Here is a 19,171-nt window from a genome sequence, read left to right on the forward strand (position 1 = left end):
GGCGTCGACGATCTTAACCGGCGCGCGCGAACCATCGGCGAATTAGAGATAGCGGCGGCCGACAATGTCGCCTGCCGACAACATGAAGCGCGCCCGGCGCGCGCCGGGCGTCATGGATCACTGCGCGCTGGCAGTGGTTGCCGCGCCCATTGGCGGACACGGCAGCACCGGCGCCGCGGCGGGTTTGGAACTGGCGCCGCTCTTGCCCTTCGCGGATGCCGAAGGCGCGCTCGCCGTCGCGTGCGGCAAGGAACCGAGGCTGCGCACACCTGCGGAGATCGCGGCGGCGAGTTCGTCGACCGCCTTGCGATGGCCGTCGACGAGCGCGTCGTAACCGGAGCCGACGCGTTCCTGCGCGAGCGTCCGGCATGTCAGCACCGTATCGGATCCGGCGGCGCGCACGCTCCACACGGCGTCGATCACCGCTTGCGCGCCCGGCCACGATTCGAAGCGCTGCACGTTCACCTTCACGCGATATACCGGCACCGATTCCGGATGCGGCGTGCCGTAGACGTCGATCGCACCGAGCTGCTGCGTGAGATCGGCGGAGAGTGCGCGCCGCACTTCGTCGCCCGGCAGCGACGCCCAGCGTTCCTCTTCGAGCACGCGCACCTGCGCGGGACTCGTCTGCACCACCAACTGATTCTTCGCGACCTGCTGCGGCATGTCGACGGGCGCAAGCTCGAAATAGAACGAAGCCTGCGTCGACGGCACGGGCCGCGCGTCGCCGCCGCCGAGCGTGTAGAAACGGCTCGTCGGCGAGGCGCAGGCAGCGAGCATCGCCGCTGCGCTCAGAGTCAACATCAACGAGCCGAACTTCATGGTTTATCTCCCGATTTTCCGCGCAAGAGCGATTCCGGATGGCGCTCCAGATAATCCGCGAGCGAGTTGAGCGATTGCAGCGTGCGCGTGAGTTCCTGCAGCGCCTGATGCACGTCCGACTGAAGCGGCGAATCCGACTGCAACGTCGATTGCGCCTGACCGAACGTCTGCTTGGCCTGCGTGAGCGTGTCGCGCATTTCCGGCAGGACTTCCTTGTCCATCCTGTCGAAGAGCGCGTTGGCGTTCTTGAGCGAGCCGTTCAGATTCGTGCCGATCTCGTCGAACGGAATCTTGTCGATCTTGCGCGCGATGTCGGCGATCTGCAGCTGCAGCTCGTCGAGCGTGTTCGGCACGGTCGGCAGTTCGATCGGATCGTTGCCAACGCTGACCTTCGCGGGCGGCGCTTTCGGGAAGAAGTCGAGCGCGACATACAACTGGCTCGTCAGCAGGTTGCCGGTGCGCAACTGTCCGCGCAGCCCGCGCTTCACGAGCAGTTGCAGCATGTCCTGGCTCGCCACCGAACCTTGCTCCGGCAGCGCCTGACGCGCGCGCTTGCCGAGGCGATCCGGGTAGAGGTCGATCGTGACCGGCATCATGAACGAATGCGACTTCTGATCGTATTGCACGCCGATGCCCGTGACCTGCCCCAGCACGATGCCGCGGAAATCGACCGGCGCGCCGACCGACAGGCCGCGCAGCGACTGATTGAAGTTCATCACGACGTGCACGGCCTCGCCGTCCGGATCGCGCATCGCGTCGGACTGATCGCCGGCCAGACGGAAGGTCGCGTTGTTTTGCGCCTGCGGGCCGGATTGCTGGTTCGGCGGCGTCTGGAACGCGATGCCGCCGAGCACGACCGTTGCGAGCGATTGCGTGTTGAGCGTGAAGCCGCTCGAATCGAGCCGCAGATCGACGCCGCTCGCATGCCACCAGCGCGAGTTGGTGCCGACGTACTGATCGTAAGGCGCGGTGACGAATACCTGCAGCGTGACGCCGGTGCCGTCCTTGTCGAGCGAGAACGCGACGACCTGGCCGACCTGCACGCGCCGGTAATAGACGGGCGAGCCGATATCGAGCGAGCCGAGCGATTCGCCGTGCAGCGTGAACGTATGGCCTTTCTGATCGCCGGTGACGGCGGGTGGCGTTTCGAGCCCGACGAAATAAGTCTCATCGTCGGTCGACTTGCCCGCATCGACGCCGATATACGCGCCGGACAAAAGCGTCGACAGGCCGGTCACGCCGCTTGCCGCAACGCGCGGACGCACGATCCAGAAGCGCGTGTCCTTGACGGCGAAATCGGTGGCTTCCTTGGTGAGCTGCACGTCGACGAGCACGCGCGCGTGATCCTTCGACAGCGTGATCGTCTTCACCGTGCCGATATCCACGTCCTTGAACTTCACTTTCGTCTTGCCGGGCTCGAGGCCTTCCGCGGAAACGAAGCTGATCGTCACGGTCGGTCCGCGGCTCGACACCGTCTTCACGACGAGAATCACGCCGATCAGCGCCGCGACGAGCGGAATCACCCACACGAGCGAGGGCAGCCAGCGGCTGCGCGGCTCGATCACGGGTTCGGGGAGGTTCGGCGGGAGGCCGCCCTTGTCCCCGTTACCGCTGCCGGCGTTGCTGGCGGGCGGCGCGGGCTGCTTCGGGTCGTTCGGACCTTGGGCACTAGTCATGTTTCTTTCCTGACGGTTCGATGTTGTCCCACATGAGGCGCGGGTCGAATTGCATGGACGCGATCATCGTCAGCACGACCACCGACGCGAACGCGAGCGCGCCCGGACCCGGCGTGATGACGGCGAGCGACTTGAAGCGCACGAGCGCGATGGTGAGCGTGATGACGAAGACGTCGAGCATCGACCAGCGCCCGATGCCCTCGACGATGCGAAAGAGCGTCGTGCGCTGACGCGGCTGCCATGTGGAGCGCCGCTGCACGCTGATGGTAAGAAAGGCGAGCGTGACGAGCTTGAGCATCGGCACGAGAATGCTGGCGATGAAAATCACCGCCGCAAGCGGATAGTCGCCGTCGTTCCAGAAGAGCGCGACACCGCTCATGATGGTGTCGTCCTCGGAACCGAGAATCGACGACGTATGCATGATCGGAAAGAGGTTCGCCGGAATGTAGAGAATCGCCGCGCTGATGAGCAGTGCCCACGTACGCGCGATGCTGTCCGGATGACGCCGGTGCACGACGGCGTCGCAGCGCGTGCAGCGCTGTTTCTCGACGGTGTGCGCGAGCGGCTGCACGAGTCCGCACGCATGACACGACACGACATTCGCGTGCGACGCCGTGATGAACTGCGTTTCGCGCGCCGCTTCGCCGGTTTTCGGATCGATGGAATCGCTCACGATTTTTGCCTCGCCGTGGTTGTGACGCGCTTCGAACCGCGCGGACCGAGCCTTGCCGCGATGTCCCACAACGCGCGCGGATCGAAGCTCACGACGACGGCGAACATAAGCGTCAGCGCGCCGAACGCGAAGAGCGCCGCTTCGGGAATCACGCGCGCGATGCTCACCATCTTCACGAGCGTGACGAGCACGCCGAGCATGAAGACTTCGATCATGCCCCACGGACGCACGAGCTGAATGCCCCGCAGGATTGCGTTGAAGCCAGGCGGCACGTAACCGGAACGCAGCGGAAGCAGCACGTAGAGCAGGGCAACGAGTTCGCACAACGGAAACAGGATGGTCGAGCAGAAGACGAGCACCGCCATGATTTCCATCTGCTCGTTCCACAACGCGAGGATCGCGCCGATGAGCGTCGTCTCCGACGTGAGGCCGTTCGCCTCCAGCTCGACGATGGGAAAGCCTTGCGCGATCAGGAACGTGAAGAGCGCGGCGAGCGTCATCGCCGAGATCTTGTCGAGGTTCGACGAGATGCTTCGATAGAGCAGCGATCCGCAGCGAGGGCATTTCGCCGAGGTGCGTCGAGGCAATGCACGTTTATGGAAGAGCGCGTCGCATTCGTGACACGCGATCAGGTCATCGGATTCGTTCGCGTTCATTCGCGTTCATGGTCGAGGCCCGAGGCTTGTCGAGCGTATTGGTCGGGCGCCGCGAGACCGGCTCCGACCGGGCATAGCAAACGGCGGGCCAGCGAGATTGGTAGCAGCATGGTATCAAATGGCGCGGGGCGGGCGAATTTGGACAGAACGCTTCTTTACAAGCGGAATTAAACTGCCTGGCCGCCCGTTAATACATCGATGCCGGAATCGGTCGCGGTTCGCGCCTTCATCGACCGTTGCACGCATGGAATAGTTCGTTGCATGGGCGGCACACGAGGCTCGCCGAGCCGGCTCGAAAGCCCGCAAAGCCGCGTCGGGACTGGGTTTGCCGGTTCGGCGCGGGCCTTTTTGCGCGCGCTGGCAATTCGTTATCGTTGAGGTAGCATGGCGGCCTTGAACACTTGTCGTCAGGCGGCGGCAGGCCGTGCGACATCGAACACTTGGGTGAGAGCAATATGGAAAGCACCGCTGGCATCACGGCGAGCGCGCCGGCGCAACGATACAGCGCCACGGCGATCGGTCTGCACTGGCTGATCGCGTTGTTGATCGTGGGCGGCTTCTGGCTCGGCTGGATCATGACGGACATTCCGGGCTTCACGCCGACGAAGCTCAAATACTTCTCGTGGCACAAGTGGATCGGCGTAACGGTGTTCGCGCTCGCGCTGCTGCGCGTCGTCTGGCGCGCCACGCACCAGGCGCCGTCGATGCCCGATGGCATGCCGCGCTGGCAACAGGGCGCGGCGCATCTCACGCATATTCTGCTTTACGCGCTGATGCTCGTCATTCCCGTGTCGGGTTATCTGTACAGCTCGGCGGCCGGCATTCAGGTCGTGTATCTCGGCGTGCTGCCGCTGCCGACGATCATCGGACCGGACAAGGCGCTGAAGGCGACGCTGCGCATCGTGCACATCGCGTTGAACTACACGTTGCTGTTCTTCGTCGTGATGCACGTTCTGGCTGCGCTGAAGCATCATTTCGTCGATCGCGACGGCCTGCTCGGCCGCATGCTGCCGTTTCTCAGATGAACGCGTGTCATTGTTTCCCCGCCGTTGGCAAGGCGTTTCCCGGCGGCTGATTGTGATCGCGTACTTATGATTTCCAATACCGGTTTGTTCGTTCGAACCGTTTGAATAGGGCACACATGAAAGTGAAACTCAACCGTTGGATGGCAGCCGCTGCTTCGTTCGCGATGATCGCGGGCGCGCATGCGCAGGTAGACATGAGCAAGAGCACGGTGACAGCCACGTCGAAGCAGATGAACGTGCCCACCGACGGCAAGTTCAACAAGTTCAGCGCGCAGATTGCGTTCGATCCGGCGAAGCCGACGGCGGGCTCGGCGAACATCACGATCGACACCGGCAGCTACGACCTCGGCGACGACGATTACAACAAGCAGGTGCGCGGCGCGGAATGGTTCGACGCGGGCAAGTATCCGAGCGCGACGTTCGTCTCCAGCGCGATCGCCCCGGCGGGCGGCAACAAGTACAACGTGACCGGCAAGATCACGATCAAGGGCAAGTCGCAGACGGTCACGGTGCCGGTGACGGTCACGCAGCAGGGCGCGACGGAAACCTTCGACGGCGCGCTGCCGATCAAGCGCACCCAGTTCGATGTCGGAACGGGCGAATGGAAAGATACGTCGATCGTCGCGGACGACGTCGTCATCAAGTTTCACATCGTTGCCGCGAAGAAGTGAGCGGCGTTTTTGTCACACACGACGCATAGTCAGCGTATCTGGTTAGTCAGGAGAAGAACTTGAAAAAGCTTTCGATCATTGCCGCGAGCGCGCTCGCATTGGGACTGTCGTTCGGCGCCTCGGTGAGCGCATTCGCCGCCGACACGTACAAGCTCGACCCGAACCACACTTATCCGAGCTTCGAGGCGGACCACTTCGGTGGCGTGTCGACGTGGCGCGGCAAGTTCAACAAGAGCAGCGGTGAAGTCACGCTCGACCGCGCGGCGAAGACCGGCACGGTGAACGTGACGATCGACATCGCTTCGGTCAACACCGGCAATGCGAAGCTGGACGAGCATCTGCAAAAGGCCGAGTTCTTCGACGTCGCGAAGTATCCGACAGCCGAGTACAAGGGCACGTCGATCAAATTCGACGGCGACAAGCCTTCCGAAGTGATCGGCACGTTGACGATGCACGGCGTGACGAAGCCGATGAACCTGAAGATCGAGAGCTTCAAGTGCTTCATGAACCCGATGATGAAGAAGGAAGTGTGCGGCGTCGAAGCGACGGCGACCTTCGATCGCGGCGACTTCGGGATGGATTACGGCAAGTCGTACGGTTTCAGCCTGACGACGGTGCTGCATATTCAGGCTGAGGGCGTGAAGCAGTAACTCGCGCTCCATTGCTGCTTCGAGAAGGCTTCGCGTGTCATGCGCGAAGCCTTTTTTGTGGATCGAGTTTTGGGTTTGGCAATTTTTGCAGGCAATCGCCGCCTGCCAATTGAAGGATGGTAGTTTGGCGTGCGCCAGGACCGGCCGCTCCTTGCCAGCCGAAAGCGCTCCAAAATTTGCTCTGCATTCCAAAACGAACATGATCCATGAATTGCGTCCCGACCTCCGCGATGTAACCGTTTGCGCTGTCGATTCACTCAATCCCCGGCTTGCCGCGCGGGCGCTGGAAATATCGAGCGCGCACTGCGACTTCGGCGATGTCGTGTTGTTCACGCATGAAGAGATCGCGACCAAAGCGCGCATTGTGCGTACGCCGCATATTGCTTCGCGCGAACAGTACAGCGATTTCGTGCTGGAACAAGTCATTCAGCACATCCGCACGCCTTGGGTGGTGCTGATTCAGTGGGACGGCTACGTCGTCGATTCGTCCGCGTGGCGCGCGGAATTTCTCGACTACGACTACATCGGTGCGCGCTGGCCTTGGAGACGGTAAGCGCGGAACATATCAGGGATACGTTGACTGACTGCGGCTTTTCCGCCGCGGTGTCGCAACTGTGCATTTCATTTTGCGAAGATCGATTGCGCGAGGCGGCGCGATGGGCGGAGGCTCCTGAGCGCTTCATCGCCTGAATGAAAACGGGCCTGTCCGCGAAGACAGGCCCGGTCGTTCTTATCGGCTCGACGTATTTCACGCATCGCTTCGATACTCGGGGAAAGACGTTTCCTCACGAACCCAATGTGCGGACGACAGCGACATCGCATGAGAAAAGTAGATGGTTGTTCTCTCTGTCGACTGCAGGCAGCGGAAACGCGGCATGGTATGGCGCGCTAGAACTTCGTCCGAAAAGACGTGGTTGAACTCGGGATTGCTCAGGTCGGCGGACAGCGCCGTCGCGAACGGCATGGTGAACGCCATCGAAGCGCTCATTCCGCCCGTGGCGTGAATGTCCTTGAATAAAGCATGCGGTAGGTACTCGTATTTCTCCGAACGGGAAATAAGGATGCCGCAATGTTTTGAGATCCTGAAGTCGTAGCCGCTATCGAGTTCGGCGACGCAGGTTTCGATGTGATTGGTGAGATAGATGTCGTCGTGATCCATCCAGAAAAAATCAGTGCAGTCCTCCTGGATGAGATGATTCAACGGAATCCGATACCAGTCGTTTTGGGGAATGCTCTGGGGCGTGTACATCCATACTACGGGTGCGCCGAGATCCATGACGCACCATGCGTAGTTGTCTCCGGCTCCGTTCTGATGCACGCAAATGATATCCGGGCGTCGCGTTTGGGCGAGCAGTTGCAGGACACAACTCCGTAGCAATTCCGGGCGATTGTAAGTCGGGATGAAAATCCCGATTTTGTTTTTCTGTGAGGACGACATAACGTACGGTTAACGGACTGATTTGCTCGGCAGCGCATTGCGTGCGGATTCGAGCCTAGTCGAAGTCGAGGTTGTCTTTTGTTCTTGCGTCGAAATTTGATGAAATTCGGGAGCCGGAAAAGCAAACGGGCCAGTCACGATGACCGGCCCGTTTTGGTTTCAGCTTTCAGTGCGCCGCAACGCTCAAACCTGCGCACCCGCATTCGGATCGTTCGGATCGTACTTGTCTTTCTTGTCCTTCACGAGATCCTCGCGCTTCACGCCGAACCACATCGCGAGCGCCGCCGCGACGAACACCGACGAGTAAATGCCGAACAGAATACCGACGGTCAGCGCCAGCGCGAAGTAATGCAGCGTCGGGCCGCCGAAGAAGAACATCGACAGCACCATCATTTCCGTACAGCCGTGGGTGATGATGGTTCGCGACATCGTGCTCGTGATCGCGTGGTCGATCACTTCCTTCACGCTCATCTTGCGTTGCTTGCGGAACGTTTCGCGGATCCGGTCGAAGATAACCACCGACTCGTTCACCGAATAGCCGAGCACCGCGAGAATCGCCGCCAGAACGGACAGCGAGAACTCCCACTGGAAATAGGCGAAGAAGCCGAGAATGATGACCACGTCGTGCAGGTTCGCGATGATGCCCGCGACCGCGTACTTCCACTCGAAGCGGAACGACAGGTAAATCACGATGCCGATAACCACGCACGCGAGCGCGAGCAGGCCGTTCGTCACGAGTTCCTTGCCGACCTGCGGACCGACGAACTCGACGCGCTGCAGCTTCACGGCAGCGTTGTCGGCCTTGAGCGCGGTCATCACCTGATCGCTTTGCTGCGCGGACGTCAAACCCTGCTTGAGCGGCAGACGGATCAACACGTCCTGCGACGTGCCGAAGTTCTGCACCTGCGCGTCGGGATAGCCGAGCTTCGACATCGACGCGCGCACCGGTTCGAGTTGCGCGGCTTGCGGATACTGCACCTCGACGACCGTGCCGCCGGTGAATTCCACCGACAGATGCAGCCCGCGATGCACGAGGAAAAATACGGCCACGAGGAACGTCACGAGCGAAATCACGTTGAAAATCAACGCGCGCTCCATGAACGGCAAATCGCGGCGAATGCGGAAGAATTCCATTGTCTATTGCTCCGGACTCAGCGGATTCAGCGGGACTCGCCCGGTTTCTGTTGATCGATGCCGGGGCCCGAACGACGGCGCACCGTCGGCTTGCCCGTGCGCGCCGGCGCTTGTTCGGTCTGGCGCGGCGCGGCCACTGCGGTCTTCGTCTTGCCCTTGGCCGTTTTCACGATTTCGTCGACGGGCGATTCATCGCCGCGTTGCGCCGCGAGATAAGCCGCCGCGGCCGCTTCGGCATTCGTGCCTTCCGGACGCCACACCTGACCGATCGCGAGCGACTTCAGCTTCTTCTTGCCGCCGTACCACAGGTTCACGAGGCCGCGCGAGAAGAACACCGCCGAGAACATCGACGTCAGAATGCCGATACAGTGCACCACCGCGAAGCCGCGCACCGGACCCGAACCGAACGCGAGCAGCGCGAGGCCGGCGATCAGTGTCGTGACGTTCGAGTCGAGAATCGTCGCCCACGCGTGCTTGAAGCCTTCCTGAATCGCGGTCTGCGGCGGCGCGCCGTTACGCAGTTCCTCGCGGATACGTTCGTTGATCAGCACGTTCGCGTCGATCGCCATACCGAGCGCGAGCGCGATAGCCGCGATACCCGGCAAGGTCAGCGTCGCCTGAAGCAACGACAGCACGGCGACGAGCAGCAGCAGGTTCACCGACAGCGCCAGCATGGAGAACACGCCGAAGAGCAGGTAGTACGCGATCATGAAGACGGCGATCGCGGCGAAACCGTACGTGACCGAATCGAAGCCCTTCTTGATGTTGTCCGCGCCGAGGCTCGGGCCGACCGTGCGTTCCTCGATGATGTCCATCGGCGCGGCGAGCGAACCCGCGCGCAGGAGCAGCGCGAGATCGGTTGCGGCTTGCGGCGTCGGCTGGCCGGTGATCGAGAAGCGGTCGCCGAGTTCGGACTGAATGGTCGCGACCGTCAGCACTTCGCCCTTGCCCTTTTCGAACAGCACCATCGCCATCGGCTTGCCGATGTTGTCGCGCGACACGGACGACACCGCGCGTCCGCCCGCAGAATCCAGACGGATATTGACCGAAGGTCGTTGATGGTCGTCGAAGCCCGCGGACGCGTCGATGATGCGGTCGCCGGTGAAGATCACCTGCTTGCGCAGCAGCACGATGCGATCGCCCTGCTTGAACGCTTCGTCGCCGGGCGGCACCGCGTCGTTCGGGCCGATATAGGTGTTGACCGGATCCGCGAGACGCGCTTCGAGCGTCGCCGTGCGGCCGATGATGTCCTTCGCCTTCGCCGTGTCCTGCACGCCCGGCAGCTCGACCACGATGCGGTCGGAGCCTTGCTGCTGGATCACCGGCTCCGCGACGCCGAGTTCGTTCACGCGGTTATGCAGCGTGGTGATGTTCTGCTTGAGCGCGCTGTCCTCGACGACTTTCTGCGCGGCGGGCGAGAACGTGCCGACGACCTGAAAGCCATCACCGCCCTGGCGCGTCGTCCATTGCAGTTCGGACACGCCCGTCTGGAGCAGCGTGCGCGCGTTGTCCGCGCCCGCCTGATCCGAGAAACTCACGACGACCGATTGCCCGACCCGGTTCACGCCGCCATCGCGGATATTGCGGTCGCGCAGATAGGTGCGCGCATCGGCGGCGTCGGAGTCGAGCTTCTTGTTGAGCGCGCCGGCCATGTCGACCTGCAGCAGGAAGTGCACGCCGCCGCGCAGATCGAGACCGAGGTACATCGGCAGTGCGTGCAGGGCCGTCAGCCAGCGCGGCGAGGCGCTCTGCAGATTCAGCGCGACGATGTACTGCGGATCGCTCGGATCGGTGTTCAGCGCCTTCGAAAGCAGATCCTTCACATGCAGCTGCGTGTCCGTGTCTTTCAGACGCACGCGGATGTTCGCGTTCAGCTGCGAATTGTCGAAGGTGACTTCGTCGGCCTTGATGTTGCTCGCGGCGAGCGCGGCTTCGACGTTCGAAAGCGTGGTCGAGTCGAGCTTGACCGTCGCCTTGCCGCTCGACACCTGAACTGCGGGCGCTTCGCCGAAGAAGTTGGGGAGCGTGTACACGAGGCCGATGACGAGCGCCACCAGCATCACGACATACTTCCAGAGGGGATAACGATTCATGGGAATGGCCGACCGGAAAGTTGGCTTCGGAGGAGAGGGCGTCCGGCGATATGCGCGACGAGCCGGTCTGAAGACCCGGATGGCTCGGTGAGCGAGGCCGCGCCGGACGCGGTGGAACGAGTGGCCTTACAGCGACTTGATCGTGCCCTTCGGGAGAATGGTCGTCACTGCCGCCTTCTGGATGGTGATTTCCGTGCCTTCGGCGATTTCCACGCCGACGTAGGCGTCCGTCACCTTCGTGATCTTGCCGACGATGCCGCCATTCGTCACCACTTCGTCGCCCTTGGCCATGGCGGCGAGCATGTTGCGATGCTCCTTCTGACGCTTCATCTGCGGACGGATCATGATGAAGTACAGCACCGCGAACATCAGGATCAGCGGCAGGAAGCTCATCAGGCTCGATTCCGCGCCACCGGTTGCGCCTTGTGCAAAGGCATTGGAAATGAACGACACGTTGGTCTCTCCGTTGTTACATCGAAATAATTGACTGGAAGTCAGCCCGGCATTCTACCACCCGCACCTGCCCGAAAATGCCCGAATGCGCTTTGCCATCAAGCCGTTACGGACGATTCGCGGGCCTTATCGCAAGCAGTAGAAAGCAGATTGTAAAGCTTGGCGCAACGAAGCCGCGCGTTTTCAATCCACGCCGCGCGCGCGATTCTCCGCGAACGTCTTGCGAAACGCCTCGAACGTATGATTTTCGATCGATTCGCGCACTTCGCCAATGAGTTGCAGGTAATAGTGCAGGTTGTGAATCGTGTTCAATTGCGCGCCGAGAATCTCGCCGACGCGATGCAGATGATGCAGATAGCCGCGCGTGAAGTTCCGGCACGTGTAGCAGCCGCAGGATTCGTCGAGCGGCTTCATCGAGTTCTTGTGCGTCGCGTTCTTGATCTTCAGATCGCCGAAACGCGTGAAGAGCCAGCCGTTGCGCGCGTTGCGCGTGGGCATCACGCAGTCGAACATGTCGACGCCCGCCGCGACGCCCGCGACGAGATCCTCCGGCGTGCCGACGCCCATCAGGTAATGCGGCTTGTCGGCGGGCAGCTTCGGGCCGATGTGATTCAGCACGCGCATCATGTCTTCCTTCGGCTCGCCGACCGACAGCCCGCCGATCGCGAGGCCGTGGAAACCGATGTCCGAGAGGCCTGCGAGCGATTCGTCGCGCAGGTCTTCGAACATGCCGCCCTGCACGATGCCGAAGAGCGCGTTCGGATTGCCTAGCCGGTTGAACTCGTCGATGGAGCGCTTCGCCCAGCGCATCGACATGCGCATGGAATCGGCGGCGTCCTTGTGCGAGGTGGGAATGCCGTTGGTCGAGTAGGGCGTGCATTCGTCGAACTGCATGACGATGTCGGAGTTCAGCACCTTCTGAATCTGCATCGATACTTCCGGCGACAGGAAGAGTTTGTCGCCATTGATCGGCGACGCGAACGTGACGCCATCTTCGGTGATCTTGCGCAGATCGCCGAGCGAAAATACCTGGAAGCCGCCGGAGTCAGTCAAGATCGGCCGGTTCCATCCCATGAACTTGTGCAGGCCGCCGTGCGCGCCGATCACTTCGAGACCGGGACGCAGCCACAAATGGAATGTGTTGCCGAGGATGATCTGCGCGCGGATCTCTTCGAGTTCGCGCGGCTGGATTGCCTTGACGGTGCCGTAAGTGCCGACCGGCATGAAGATCGGCGTTTCGACGACGCCGTGATTGAGCGTCAGACGGCCACGGCGCGCCTGGCCATCGGTCGTCAGCAGTTCGAACTTGAGCCCGTTGTCGGGCGGAGTGTGGGTTGCGGTCATTTGAGTTCCTGCCACTGGAAAACAGTCCAGCGCATCGGTTGAGAAAACTAGTCGCGGCGAGTCAGAAGCATTGCGTCGCCGTAGCTGAAGAAACGGTACTTTTGCTCGATTGCGTGACGATATGCATCGCGAATCGTATCCATGCCGGCGAACGCGGAGACGAGCATCAGCAGCGTCGACTTCGGCAGATGGAAATTCGTCACGAGCCGGTCGACGACGCGAAACGCGTAGCCCGGCGTGATGAAGATATCGGTTTCGGCCTGCGTCGCCGAGAGCGGGCGGTTCGCTTGCGCGGCGTCGCGCGCGGCGGCTTCGAGCGCGCGCATCGACGTCGTGCCGACCGCGATCACCTTGTTGCCGCGCGCCTTCACCGCCGCGATGCGATCGACGAGCGATTGCGGCAGGTCGTACCACTCGCTATGCATCTTGTGCTCCGCGATGTTCTCGACGCGCACCGGCTGGAACGTGCCCGCGCCGACGTGCAGCGTCAGCGTCGCGCGCTCGACGCCGCGTTTTTCGAGTTCGGCGAACAGCGCGTCGTCGAAGTGCAGGCCGGCGGTCGGCGCGGCGACCGCGCCCGGATTTGCCGCATAAACGGTCTGATAGCGCGTTTCGTCGTAGGCGTCGGCGTCGTGCTCGATGTACGGCGGCAGCGGCAAGCGCCCGTATTGCTCGATGAGCGTCAGGCATTCGGCAGGGAAGTGCAGCGTGTAGAACGGCTCGACGCGTTCGCCGACGGTCACGTCGAACGCATCCGCGAGGCGGATCGTCGTGCCTTCGGCCGGGCTCTTGCTCGCGCGGATCTGCGCGAGCGCCGTGGTCGCGCCGGTCAGCCGCTCGACCAGCACCTCGACGCGCCCGCCGCTGGCCTTCTGGCCGGGAAAGCGCGCCTTCAGGACTTTGGTATCGTTGAACACCAGCAGATCGCCGGGTGCGAGCAGGTTCGGCAGCTCGGAGAATCGGCGGTCGACGAGCGCGCCATCGGACACCTCGAGCAGACGGCTCGCGCTGCGCTCGGCGAGCGCGTTCTGCGCGATCAGCTCGGGCGGCAGATTAAAATCGAAATCGGAAAGCGTGAACATGGCTTGAACGTAGCGCGAACGGGCGCGAACGAAGTGCAATCGCGCCGAACAAACCTCATATTGTACTTGCGAAGAGAGTCAATGCCCTTGTCCGACCGCCGCGCCGCCGCCACGACCGATCCGCTGACCCTGGAGGAAAGGGACGCGCCGCGTGCCGCCGCGCCGGCGAAAAAGAAGGCGAAAGCGGACGAAAAGCCGAAAACCGTCGTCAAGACGGCGGACAAGCTCGCCAAGCTCGGCCTGAAATCCGACATCGATCTCGTCCTTCATCTGCCGATGCGCTATGAGGACGAAACGCAGATCACGCCCATCGGCGAGCTGATTCCGGGCGACATCGCGCAGACCGAAGGCGTCGTTTTCGACAACGAGATCGCGTATCGGCCGCGCCGTCAGTTGCTCGTGAAAATCCACGACGATTCCGGCGACGAACTCACGCTGCGCTTTCTCAACTTCTACGGCTCGCAGGTCAAGCAAATGGCGATCGGCGTGCGTCTGCGCGTACGCGGCGATGTGCGCGGCGGCTTTTTCGGGCTGGAGATGGTGCATCCGGCGGTACGCCCCGTCGATGACGACACGCCGCTGCCGCAAGCGCTGACGCCGGTTTATCCGTCGACGGCGGGAATTTCGCAGGCGTATTTGCGCAAGGCGATCGACAACGCGATCACGCGGGTCGATCTGCCCGAACTGCTGCCGGCGCCGATCGCGAAGGCGCATTTGCAGCCGCTCAACGTGCCCGGTCTGCTCGACGCCGTGAAGACGCTCCATCATCCGCGCGCCGATTCCGACGAAACCGCGCTGATCGACGGCACGCATCCGGCGTGGACGCGCATCAAGTTCGAGGAACTGCTGGCGCAGCAGTTGTCGCTCAAGCGCGCGCATGAAGAGCGCCGCACGCGCGCCGCGCCCGCGATGCCGCGCCGTGCGCCGGACGACGACGCGTCGCTCGTCGTGCGTCTGTTGCGCGCGCTGCCGTTCGCGCTGACTGGCGCGCAGCAGCGCGTGGTCGCGGAAATCGCGGGCGAACTGACGCTCGCGCATCCGATGCAGCGTCTGCTTCAGGGCGATGTCGGCAGCGGCAAGACGATCGTCGCGGCACTCGCGGCGGCGCAGGCCATCGACGCGGGTTATCAGGCCGCGCTCATGGCGCCGACCGAAATTCTCGCGGAGCAGCACGCGCGCAAGCTGCGCGGCTGGCTAGAGCCGCTCGGGGTCACGGTCGCGTGGCTCGCGGGCAGTCTCAAGGCGAAGGACAAGCGTTCCGCGCTCGAAGCAGCGGCGCTCGGCACGGCGAAACTCGTCATCGGCACGCACGCGATCATTCAGGACGCGGTCGAATTCGCGCGCCTCGGGCTCGTGATCGTCGACGAGCAGCATCGCTTCGGCGTCGCGCAGCGGCTCGCGTTGCGCGCGAAGGCGCTGAACGCGGCTGACGGAAAAGCCGATTTCCAGCCGCATCAACTGATGATGTCCGCGACGCCGATCCCGCGCACGCTCGCCATGACGTACTACGCCGATCTCGATGTCTCGACCATCGACGAACTGCCGCCCGGCCGCACGCCGATTCTCACCAAAGTAGTGTCCGACGGACGGCGCGACGAGATCATCGGCCGCGTGCGCGAGGCGGCGCTGACCGGAAGGCAAGTGTATTGGGTCTGTCCGCTGATCGAAGAAAGCGAGACACTTCAGCTTCAGACGGCCGTCGAGACTTACGAGACGCTCGTCGCCGCGCTGCCGGAACTGCGCGTCGGGCTGGTCCATGGCCGGCTCGCACCCGCCGAAAAAGCCGCCGTGATGGACGCGTTCTCGCGCAACGAAGTGCAATTGCTCGTCGCGACGACGGTGATCGAAGTCGGCGTGGACGTGCCGAACGCATCGCTGATGGTGATCGAGCATGCCGAGCGCTTCGGCCTCGCGCAGTTGCATCAGTTGCGCGGACGCGTGGGGCGGGGCAGCGCGGCGTCCATCTGCGTGCTGATGTACTCGAATCCGTTGTCGCAGACGGCGCGTGCGCGGCTGCAAACGATGCGCGAAACGACCGATGGCTTCGAGATCGCCCGGCGCGACCTGGAAATTCGCGGTCCCGGCGAGTTTCTCGGCGCGCGGCAATCGGGCGAAGCGATGCTGCGATTCGCGAGTCTTGAAAACGACGGCTGGCTGATCGAACCGGCGCGCGCCGCCGCCGATCAGATGCTTGCGCAGTTTCCCGACGCCGTCACGCGCCATCTGGCGCGCTGGCTCGGCGCGCGGGAGCACTATTTGAAGGCTTGACTGAACTCGCGCGGGCCATGTCGGTCCCTATTTAACCTGCGCGGACCGGCGAATCGGCAAAAGTTGTCGAACGGCAGCCGGCGGGTGTATAACTCAAACCTATCGAATCAATGTATTTCATTGGCCTCCAATGACCCTCACCGAATTGAAGTACATCGTCGCGGTCGCGCGTGAACGGCATTTCGGCCGCGCGGCCGAGGCGTGCTTCGTCAGCCAGCCGACCTTGTCGGTGGCAATCAAGAAGCTCGAAGACGAACTGAACGTGCAGATCTTCGAGCGCGGCACGAGCGAAGTCAGCGTAACGCCGATCGGCGAGCAGATCGTGACGCAGGCGCAGCGCGTGCTCGAACAGACGCTCGCCATCAAGGAAATCGCCAAGCAGGGCAAGGATCCGCTCGTCGGACCGCTGCGTCTGGGCGTGATCTATACGATCGGACCGTACCTTCTGCCGACGCTCGTCAAGCAGATGATCAAGTCGGTTCCGCAGATGCCGCTCATGCTCCAGGAGAACTACACGCTCAAACTGATCGAGCTCCTGAAGCAAGGCGAAATCGATGTCGCGATCATGGCGCTGCCGTTCCCTGAAACCGGCCTGATGGTGCGCGCGCTCTACGACGAGCCGTTCGTCGTCGCGATGCCGTCGGGGCACGCGTGGGAGAACCGTGCGAAGATCGATCCGGACGATCTCAAGCAGGAAACCATGCTGCTGCTCGGCAGCGGCCATTGCTTCCGCGATCACGTCCTCGGCGTGTGCCCGGAACTGATGCGCTTCTCGCAGAACGCGGACGGCATCCAGAAGACGTTCGAAGGCTCGTCGCTGGAAACGATCCGCCATATGGTCGCGAGCGGCGTCGGCATTACCGTGTTGCCGCGCATGTCGGTGAGCGAGGTGAAGCCGCACGCGGCGGGCATCGATTCTGGTCTGCTCAGCTACGTACCGTTCGACGAACCCGTGCCGGACCGGCGCGTCGTGCTCGCGTGGCGCAAGAGCTTCACGCGCATGCCCGCGATCGACGCCATCTGCGACGCAATCGCCAATTGCGATCTGCCGGGCGTGAAAAAGCTCGATATGCCGGTCGCCGTGAACTGACTCGGCTGTCCCCACGAAACGCCGCGCTCTGGCAACGGAGCGCGGCGTTTTCTTTTTTGCGGTAGCGCGCGCAAGCGAAACCGGCACTTCGCTTGATCTATCGCATATATAAATTTAATCGAATTATAAAAACCGATAGCTTGCGTTACGATCCTTCTCAGATGACGACACAGAGAGGATTTCATGACCGCCGCGACCTTCTTCGACCGCTGGAGTGACCTTCGCCAGATGGCGGTCTCGATCCTCGCCGATTTCGCGAGCGCCGCATGACGCGCGGCCGATCCGCATTCATCTCACGCCAAACCTCAAAAACAGGAGCATCACGATGACGACTCAACGACTCACGACCGCAGCAGGCGCACCCGTCGGCGACAACCAGAACTCGCAGACCGCAGGTCCGCGCGGCCCGGTCACGCTGCAAGACTTCTGGCTCGTCGAAAAGCTCGCGCACTTCGACCGCGAAGTGATTCCCGAGCGCCGCGTGCACGCGAAGGGCTCGGGCGCTTTCGGCATGTTCCGCGTCACCCACGATATCTCGCGCTACACGAAGGCGAAGCTGTTCGCCGACATCGGCAAGGAAACGCCGATCTTCATGCGCTTTTCCACAGTCGCGGGCGAGCGCGGCGCCGCGGACGCCGAACGCGACGTGCGCGGCTTCTCGATCAAGTTCTACACGGAAGAGGGCAACTGGGACGTCGTCGGCAACAACACGCCGGTGTTTTTCATCCGCGATCCGCTGAAGTTTCCCGACTTCATCCACACGCAAAAGCGCGATCCGTACACGAATATGCGCAGCAATGTCGCGGCGTGGGACTTCTGGTCGCGTCATCCGGAATCGCTGCATCAGGTGACGATTCTCATGAGCGACCGCGGCATCCCGAAGAACTACCGTCAAATGCACGGCTTCGGATCGCACACGTTCTCGTTCATCAATGCCGACGGTGAGCGCTTCTATGTGAAGTTCCATTTCAAGTCGCAGCAGCCGCTCGAGAACTATACCGACGCCGAAGCCGCCGCCGTGATCGCCGCCGATCGCGAGAGCGCGCAGCGCGATCTCGTCGACAACATCGACAAAGGCAATTTCCCGCGCTGGAATTTCCGCATTCAGGTGATGACGGAAGACGAGGCTGCGAAGTCGAAGGTGAATCCGTTCGACATCACGAAAGTGTGGTCGCACAAGGACTATCCGCTGATCGACGTCGGCGTGATCGAGCTGAATCGCAATGCGCAGAACTACTTCGCGGACGTCGAGCAGGCCGCCTTCACGCCGGCGAACGTGGTGCCGGGCATTGGCTTTTCGCCGGACCGGCTGTTGCAGGGGCGTCTTTTCTCCTATGGCGACACGCAGCGCTATCGGCTCGGCGTCAACCATCATCAGATTCCGGTGAATGCGCCGCGTACGCCGGTCGCGAACACGTTTCATCGCGATGGCGCGATGCGGACCGACGGCAACCTCGGCGGCCGCGTGAACTACGAGCCGAACCGTTACGGCGAATTCGCGCAGGACGTGAACGCAAACGAGCCGCCGCAAGCGGGCGGGATGGTGCATCGCTACGACCATCGCGAGGACGACGATTACTACAGCCAGCCGGCAGCGCTTTTCAGACTCTTCGACGAAGCCCAGCGCGAACGCTTCTTCGGCAACATCGCGCGGCACATTCATGGCGTGCCGAACGAGATCGTCGCGCGGCAGATCGGGCATTTCCGCCGTATCGATCCGGCGTATGCGCAAGGCGTGATCGATGCGCTCGCGAAGCTCGGGCAGACGATCGAAGAGCAGGACACCGCAGCCGTCTGACGGCGGCGCTTTCGGAAACACGGGAGAACACATCATGTCTCAGGCGTTGCATCACATCGCACAGGCCGTCGAGCAGATCGACGCAACGAGCGTTCGGGCATCGCGCGGCGTGCGCGTCGCGATCGCGTTCGGGATCGTCGCGGCGGGATACGGGCTGATCGTCGCGGGCGGTGTCGCGGGCGCGTGATAGCGTCGCCGTGCAATGAATCGTTCCCCGTTTATACGATAAACTGTCGAACGCTCGAAACGCCGCGCGGCAAGCTCTTGCGCGCGGCGTTCGCACCTTTCGAATCAACTC

General features: G+C 62.5%; 18 protein-coding genes. 8 read left to right on the forward strand and 10 right to left on the reverse strand.

Annotation, left to right across the window (positions count from 1 at the left end; all coding sequences use genetic code 11):
• Positions 1 to 117: 117 nt before the first annotated feature.
• From NCS00_RS02305 to NCS00_RS02320, 4 genes are read right to left on the reverse strand one after another with little or no spacing between them, the layout of a single operon-like run.
• The gene (locus NCS00_RS02305) at positions 118 to 822 is read right to left on the reverse strand and encodes a PqiC family protein (protein ID WP_008351532.1); all 705 of its coding nucleotides are present in this window, start codon (positions 820 to 822) and stop codon (positions 118 to 120) included.
• Positions 819 to 2,498, reverse strand: a complete 1,680-nt coding sequence (locus tag NCS00_RS02310) for a PqiB family protein (RefSeq protein WP_008351531.1) — start codon at positions 2,496 to 2,498, stop codon at positions 819 to 821. Before NCS00_RS02310 ends, NCS00_RS02305 begins: the two co-directional genes overlap by 4 nt.
• On the reverse strand, positions 2,491 to 3,171 hold the full coding sequence (locus NCS00_RS02315) for a paraquat-inducible protein A (protein WP_008351528.1): 681 nt from the start codon (positions 3,169 to 3,171) through the stop codon (positions 2,491 to 2,493). Before NCS00_RS02315 ends, NCS00_RS02310 begins: the two co-directional genes overlap by 8 nt.
• Positions 3,168 to 3,827, reverse strand: coding sequence for a paraquat-inducible protein A (locus tag NCS00_RS02320; RefSeq protein WP_034470626.1), 660 nt, complete (start codon positions 3,825 to 3,827; stop codon positions 3,168 to 3,170). The genes NCS00_RS02315 and NCS00_RS02320 overlap by 4 nt, the downstream gene beginning before the upstream one ends.
• Before the next feature lie 455 nt (positions 3,828 to 4,282).
• On the opposite strand from NCS00_RS02320, the gene NCS00_RS02325 reads away from it, so the two are divergent.
• The 4 genes from NCS00_RS02325 to NCS00_RS02340 all read left to right on the forward strand — a co-directional run bounded on the left by NCS00_RS02325 (position 4,283) and on the right by NCS00_RS02340 (position 6,726).
• The gene (locus NCS00_RS02325; RefSeq protein ID WP_008351524.1) at positions 4,283 to 4,852 is read left to right on the forward strand and encodes a cytochrome b; all 570 of its coding nucleotides are present in this window, start codon (positions 4,283 to 4,285) and stop codon (positions 4,850 to 4,852) included.
• A 116-nt stretch (positions 4,853 to 4,968) separates the two neighbouring features.
• The gene (locus tag NCS00_RS02330) at positions 4,969 to 5,523 is read left to right on the forward strand and encodes a YceI family protein (RefSeq protein ID WP_008351522.1); all 555 of its coding nucleotides are present in this window, start codon (positions 4,969 to 4,971) and stop codon (positions 5,521 to 5,523) included.
• A gap of 59 nt (positions 5,524 to 5,582) precedes the next feature.
• The gene (locus NCS00_RS02335; protein ID WP_008351520.1) at positions 5,583 to 6,173 is read left to right on the forward strand and encodes a YceI family protein; all 591 of its coding nucleotides are present in this window, start codon (positions 5,583 to 5,585) and stop codon (positions 6,171 to 6,173) included.
• A 55-nt stretch (positions 6,174 to 6,228) separates the two neighbouring features.
• Positions 6,229 to 6,726 carry a DUF5672 family protein gene (locus tag NCS00_RS02340; protein ID WP_152563175.1) on the forward strand — a complete coding sequence of 166 codons (498 nt, stop codon included), beginning with the start codon at positions 6,229 to 6,231 and terminating at the stop codon, positions 6,724 to 6,726.
• Between the two features lie 195 nt (positions 6,727 to 6,921).
• On the opposite strand, the gene NCS00_RS02345 is transcribed toward NCS00_RS02340, so the two are convergent.
• From NCS00_RS02345 to queA, 6 genes are all read right to left on the reverse strand, one after another.
• On the reverse strand, positions 6,922 to 7,449 hold the full coding sequence (locus NCS00_RS02345) for a hypothetical protein (protein ID WP_250438990.1): 528 nt from the start codon (positions 7,447 to 7,449) through the stop codon (positions 6,922 to 6,924).
• A 345-nt stretch (positions 7,450 to 7,794) separates the two neighbouring features.
• Positions 7,795 to 8,745 (reverse strand): protein translocase subunit SecF, encoded by a 951-nt coding sequence (gene secF / locus NCS00_RS02350; protein WP_008351514.1) that lies wholly within the window; start codon positions 8,743 to 8,745, stop codon positions 7,795 to 7,797.
• A 26-nt stretch (positions 8,746 to 8,771) separates the two neighbouring features.
• Entirely contained in the window at positions 8,772 to 10,838 is a 2,067-nt protein-coding gene (secD, locus tag NCS00_RS02355) for a protein translocase subunit SecD (protein ID WP_008351512.1), read from the reverse strand.
• 126 nt (positions 10,839 to 10,964) lie between these two features.
• Positions 10,965 to 11,291 (reverse strand): preprotein translocase subunit YajC, encoded by a 327-nt coding sequence (gene yajC / locus NCS00_RS02360; protein WP_008351510.1) that lies wholly within the window; start codon positions 11,289 to 11,291, stop codon positions 10,965 to 10,967.
• Between the two features lie 183 nt (positions 11,292 to 11,474).
• Positions 11,475 to 12,635 carry a tRNA guanosine(34) transglycosylase Tgt gene (gene tgt / locus NCS00_RS02365; RefSeq protein ID WP_034470631.1) on the reverse strand — a complete coding sequence of 387 codons (1,161 nt, stop codon included), beginning with the start codon at positions 12,633 to 12,635 and terminating at the stop codon, positions 11,475 to 11,477.
• A 47-nt stretch (positions 12,636 to 12,682) separates the two neighbouring features.
• A complete protein-coding gene (queA, locus tag NCS00_RS02370; protein ID WP_034470633.1) occupies positions 12,683 to 13,717 on the reverse strand; it encodes a tRNA preQ1(34) S-adenosylmethionine ribosyltransferase-isomerase QueA in 1,035 nt (344 codons plus the stop codon).
• 81 nt (positions 13,718 to 13,798) lie between these two features.
• Between queA and recG the strand changes: the two genes are divergently transcribed.
• The 4 genes from recG to NCS00_RS02390 all read left to right on the forward strand — a co-directional run bounded on the left by recG (position 13,799) and on the right by NCS00_RS02390 (position 19,060).
• A complete protein-coding gene (gene recG / locus NCS00_RS02375; protein WP_034470637.1) occupies positions 13,799 to 15,985 on the forward strand; it encodes an ATP-dependent DNA helicase RecG in 2,187 nt (728 codons plus the stop codon).
• 130 nt (positions 15,986 to 16,115) lie between these two features.
• A complete protein-coding gene (locus NCS00_RS02380) occupies positions 16,116 to 17,075 on the forward strand; it encodes a hydrogen peroxide-inducible genes activator (protein ID WP_008351503.1) in 960 nt (319 codons plus the stop codon).
• Positions 17,076 to 17,400: 325 nt separating this feature from the next.
• Positions 17,401 to 18,873 carry a catalase gene (locus NCS00_RS02385; protein WP_034470640.1) on the forward strand — a complete coding sequence of 491 codons (1,473 nt, stop codon included), beginning with the start codon at positions 17,401 to 17,403 and terminating at the stop codon, positions 18,871 to 18,873.
• Between the two features lie 34 nt (positions 18,874 to 18,907).
• On the forward strand, positions 18,908 to 19,060 hold the full coding sequence (locus tag NCS00_RS02390) for a hypothetical protein (RefSeq protein WP_160172877.1): 153 nt from the start codon (positions 18,908 to 18,910) through the stop codon (positions 19,058 to 19,060).
• The last annotated feature ends 111 nt before the right edge of the window (positions 19,061 to 19,171 follow it).

The sequence above is a fragment of the Caballeronia sp. AZ1_KS37 genome (assembly GCF_023631165.1).
Lineage (GTDB): Bacteria > Pseudomonadota > Gammaproteobacteria > Burkholderiales > Burkholderiaceae > Caballeronia > Caballeronia zhejiangensis.